At 72.5% G+C, this 5,073-nt stretch carries 2 protein-coding genes; both read right to left on the bottom strand.

All coding sequences use genetic code 11. From position 1 onward, the window contains the following. A partial coding sequence (locus G6017_RS14045) for a UvrD-helicase domain-containing protein (protein WP_182617913.1) occupies window positions 1–2,647 on the bottom strand: 2,647 nt, incomplete at its 3' end. After that, window positions 2,644–5,073 (bottom strand): PD-(D/E)XK nuclease family protein (locus tag G6017_RS14040; protein ID WP_182617911.1); only part of this gene is annotated, 2,430 nt, incomplete at its 5' end. The genes G6017_RS14045 and G6017_RS14040, both read right to left, overlap by 4 nt.

Here is a 5,073-nt window from a genome sequence, read left to right as displayed (position 1 = left end):
CGGCCGGCTCGAGCAGTCCCTCGCCGTAGGGGACGAGCGCCGGCGCGTCGGGCTCCACCATCACCGAACCGAGGAGGGAACCCCACAGCTTCTTGGGCTCCGGGTTCTTCTGCTTTTTCAGGACATATCCGTGACCGGAGACGGCGAGCCGGCTCTCGGCCCGCGTGGTGGCGACGTACAGGAGCCGGATCCGCTCTGCCCTGGAGTGCTCGGCCTCTCGCTCTGCGGCCCGCGCGAATCCGGGATCACGGACCTGCGTGGAGAAGGAGGCCACGGGGCGCGGGGGATCGTCGTCCGTCCACAGGAGCCTGTCGCGGTCCCCGGGCCAGCCGCGGCTCATCCCGGCCAGGACGACCATGGGGTACTCGAGGCCCTTGGCGGCATGGATGGTGGTGATCCGCACCGCGTCGACACCGATCTCGGGGATCACCGCCTCGGGGACTCGGGCGTCCTCGGCGGTGAGGGCCAGCGCCCAGTCCGCGTACTCCCGCAGGTCGGCGCGGGCTGGGTCGGCGGCGGACTCCTCCCACTGCCAGGCGTGCTCGATGACGAAGCGGATGCGCCGCCACAGGTCGCGGCGGCGGGGGGACTCGGCGACCGACTCGAAGACCATGCGGTCGTGGACGAGCTTCTCCAGGATCTCGCCCGGCCGGCGGCTCCGCCGGGACAGGTCGGAGAGGTAGTCGATCCCCGCGGCGACGGGGGAGTCCTCGAGGTGGTCGGGTGCCGGGGCACCGGGGGCCCACGCCCCACCGGCGGCGCGCCAGCGGAGCAGGTCGTCGTCGCCGCAGCCGAACAGCGGGGAACGGAGCGCACCGACGAGCGAGGCCTCGTCGGCGCTGTTGGCCACGGCCCGCACGGAGAGGAGGAGGTCGCGGATCTCCGGGGTGCCGTAGACGATGGACGACGCCTCGGTCCGGAAATCGATCCCGGCGTGGTCGAGGCACTTCTCGATCATGGGCAGCGAACTCCGCGAGGGCAACAGGATCGCGATGTCCCCGAGGCGGAGCGGGGTGTGACCGCCGTCCCTGGACTCGTGTGTCCACTGCTCGCGGACGGCGGTCGCGATCACCCGGGCCACATCGGAGGCCTCGGTCCAGTGGCGTCGTGCATCATCGTTCGCGTCCGGCGGACAGTGATCGGGAAGCTCGGGGACGTCCTCGGTGCGGAACACGAACGGGCGGGGGCCGTGCGCGGGGTCGAACGGAGGCCGGTCGGGACCCGGTTCCAGTTCCCGGTAGTCGGGTTGCACTCCCTCCGCGGCGAGGAGTACTTCCGAGAACACCTCGTTGACCCAGTCGAGCACCGCCCGCGAACACCGGAAGTTGGTGCTCAGGCGTTCGACCTCGACTCCGTCCCCGCGCTGCGCTCGCAGGTAGGTGGAGATGTCGGCCCGCCGGAAACGGTAGACGGACTGTTTGGGGTCACCGACGGTGAAGAGCCTGCCGGTCCCTGACACAGATACCGACCCGGTGCCGTCCGTCTGTTCCTCGGCGGTGAGGAGCGTGGCGAGGTCGAGCTGGATGGGGTCGGTGTCCTGGAACTCGTCGATGAGGATCCGGGTGTACCGGGCCCTGACCCGGTCCCGGACGTCCCGGCCCTGCAGCAACTCGCGGGCGAGCACGAGCTGGTCGTGGAACTGCAACGTGCCGTGCCTGCGACGGTCGTCGGCATGTCTGCGGATGACCGGGATGAGGGCGTCCAGGATGATCGCGATGCGTGGGCGCCAGTGGGCGGACAGGACCTCGGTGCAGATCGAGGGCAGTCGCCTGATCTCCTCTTTGATGGCGTCGACGGTGGCCTTGTCCCCCCAGGCGGCGGCGCGGCCTCCCCGGCCTGCGGTCATGGGCTTGCCGAGGAGCTCGACCCAGGTCGGTGACGCCGCCCGATCCGTGGCCGCCGCCTGCAGGTCCCTCAGCCACGCCTCGTGGCCGGCGAGGGTCTGGAAGAGCTTGTCCGTCTCGTCCACGCAGGACTCGCGCCACCCGGTGATCGACCCGATCGCGGCGACGATCTCGCCGAGATCGGGAGAGTCGGGCAGCTCGGAGTCGGGAGACCCGCCGGAGTGGAGAGGGCCGCTGGGGAGCCGGTCCCAGTCGCGGTGCAGCGCCTCGACCATCTCGCGGAAGGCGGGCGTGCCGACGCCGGCGTCGAGCAGGTCGTCGACGGCCCGGGCCAGGACGCCGGAGCGCGAACCGTCCCGGTCGCCGCCGAACAGGACGGTCGCGCATTCCTGCCACATGGCGTCCACGGCCGTGGCCTCGGCGGTGTCCTGCTGGGCGGTCACCCTCGGCGGGATCCCGGCCTCCAGCGGATTCTCGGAGAGCAGGCGCAGGGCGAACGAGTGCAGGGTCCCGATCGCGGCGGTGTCGAGCCCGGCGAGCGCGGCGTCCGCGCGCTGGTCGCCGGCGTCCCGTCGGTCCACCAGATGGACGCGGAGCCGGTCACGCAACTCGGCGGCCGCCTTCTCGGTGAAGGTGATCGCGGCGATCCGGTCCACGGGCACACCGTCGGTGAGCAGGAGGGTGCTGAGCCGGCCGACCAGGGCGTGGGTCTTGCCGGTGCCGGCCCCGGCCTCGACGAACAGGGTGGCGGTGGTGTCGCGCTCGACCCGGTCCCGGGCGGGTTGGTCGTGGAGCACGCTCATGAGGCTGACTCCGATCGGGTCTCGGTGGTGTCGCCGGCGACGATGCCGACGAACGCGGGGTGGGACGCCAATGGCTCCCGCCCGGACAGTCGCTCCCATGTGCGGTCCAGGTCCGTTCCCCCGAGGAGGTCGGCCAGATCACGGGAGGACCCGCGTCCGCCCTTGAGGGGGAACCAGCCCCGTTGGATGGCGTCGACCAGGTTCCCGACGTCCGAGCGGACCCGGTCCATGACGGTGTCCGAGACGGCGAGGGAGATCTGTTCGAACCCGCCGCGCTCGGTGCAGTACCAGTAGCGGACCTCGCTCACCGGCACGTCCCGGGCGGTGGCGGCGGCCGCGGCGTAGAGGGGGAGCTGGAACCGGGTGCCGGACACGGTGGGGTCCTCCTCGCTCGGGCGTTGCTCCGACCCGGGAGGCTTCCCGGTCTTGTAGTCGGTGACGCGTTGTGTGCCGCCCCGGACGTCGAGTCGGTCGATCGATCCGGCCAGGAGCAGGGTCTCCGGTCCGCGGGAGGTGGTCACCTCGAACGGGATCCGGACCGTCGGTCCCCCGGGGACCTCGCGTCCGAATCCGAGTTCGGTGGCGGTGGGCCGCCAGCCCGCGTCGGCATCGGCGCTGTCCTCCTCGAACCACCGGCCGAGCTCGGCGGCCAGGAGCATCTGCCGCCGGCGCCACAGCGGGGCGAGCAACCCGGGGGCCCCGGTGACGGCCTTCTCGCACTCGTCCCGGAGCGCACGCATGAGCAGGTCCCGGTCCGGACCGGCCCCCAGCTCGAGTCGAGCGGACACGTATCGCTGCAGGATCGCGTGGACCAGGTCGCCGTAGTCGCGCAGGTCCATCTCGATGTCCGCCGCCGGATCGTCGAGTACACGGACTCGGAGGACGGTGCCGAGGAAGAACAGGTAGGGACTCTGGGCCCAGTCCTCCAGGCGGGTGGGTGAGACCGGTGTGTCGAGCACGTTCACCAGGTCGTTCACCGAGGACACGTCCCCGGTGAACCGTGAGAAGACCCCGAGCCTCCGGTCCCGGCGCATTTCGTGGGCCCGCAGGAGCGGCTCCGGCGCCCCCGGTCCCGCCCGCCACCCGCCGGCCGCGAGTTCGCGCAGGCGCAGTTCGGTGGTGGTGGCCGGATCGGGGCCCAGGAGGGACGGCGGGGAGAGGACGCCGTCGAGGAAGGAGGGGACGGCGGTGACGGTGGGGCACCCCTCCAGGGCCTCCTGCCACCTGGTGGCGTGGACCCGCCGACCGGCGAGGCGCGACAGTGTGGGCAGGAGCCACCGCGACGGGATGCGGTGTCCGCCACCCCGCATCGACCCGCGGGGGAACGAGCACAGGCGTCGGGCCGAGCCCGCCGACAGTGCCAGTTGGAGCACCCGGTAGCGCTCGTCGAGCAGCTCGGATGCCGAGGGGTCGACCGCGCCCTCGGGCAGGAGCGGATCGGGTCGGTGGAGGACGGGTAGCAGGCCCTCGGCCATGCCCACCACGCACACCGTGTCGAGATCCCGGCCGACCGCGTCGTCGATCGGGCCCAGGCTCACGCCCGCTCCCTCCTCGCCGACCCGGTCGGCGAGGGAGTCCAGCCGCGTGGTCACGGCGCCGACGATCCGCTCGCGGGTGATCGCGGGAGAGATGGTGTCGAGGTCGGCGAGCGAACCGACGGCGGCCTGCACGGCCGCCCGGTCGAGGCTCTGCCGGAAGAGCGAGGTGAGCATGGAGTTCACCGTCGCGGCGACCTCGGACCAGGACCGTGCGGAGTCCAGGGCGGCGAGGGCGGACCGGACCTGATCGACGAGGCGCAGCAGAGCCGCGGCGGCCGCCCGGTCGGAGTCGGTGAACTCGACACCGGTGAAAAGGGACACCGCGTCGGGCCGGGGCCCGGACGGATCCGGTTCGATGGCCAGGTGCTCGGCCAGGCGGGCCCAATCACCGCCGCCGATCACGGGGACACGCGTGCGGGTGAGCAACTCCAGGCGGCGCGACGAGACCGGGGCCCCGTGGTCGTCCAGGATCGTCACCGCCCCCTCGGCCGCGATCGAGAGCAGTTCGGCCCGCGGCATGAGGTCCGGGTTGATCCCGAGCAACCGGGTGAGGGACCGGCCGGCGGGCGTGCGGCCGAGATCGGTGGCGGAGGGCCCGTTGACGACGATCTCCGCCTCGTCGAACGCGCGGAGCAGCAGTCGCAGGTAGGGATCCGGCGATGGGTAGTAGACGCCGATCCGGTGCCCCGGTATCCCGGCCGCCAGGCGCGAGCGGACGAACCGGACGACCGCCCGCACCTCGTCGTCCGAGTCCGAGGCGTGCAGCACGTGGGTTCCCGTGACGGCGCCCTCGCCGTCGGGTTCCGCCGCGGAGGCCAGGTGGTCGGCTCCCGTCCCGGGGACCGGCGTGATCCCGCGCGCGTCCAACGCGGCGCGTAGGCGCCGTTC

It is taken from the genome of Dietzia sp. B44 (genome assembly GCF_014145245.1).
Lineage (GTDB): Bacteria > Actinomycetota > Actinomycetes > Mycobacteriales > Mycobacteriaceae > Dietzia > Dietzia natronolimnaea.
This window is presented reverse-complemented; position numbering and strand designations above follow the sequence as displayed.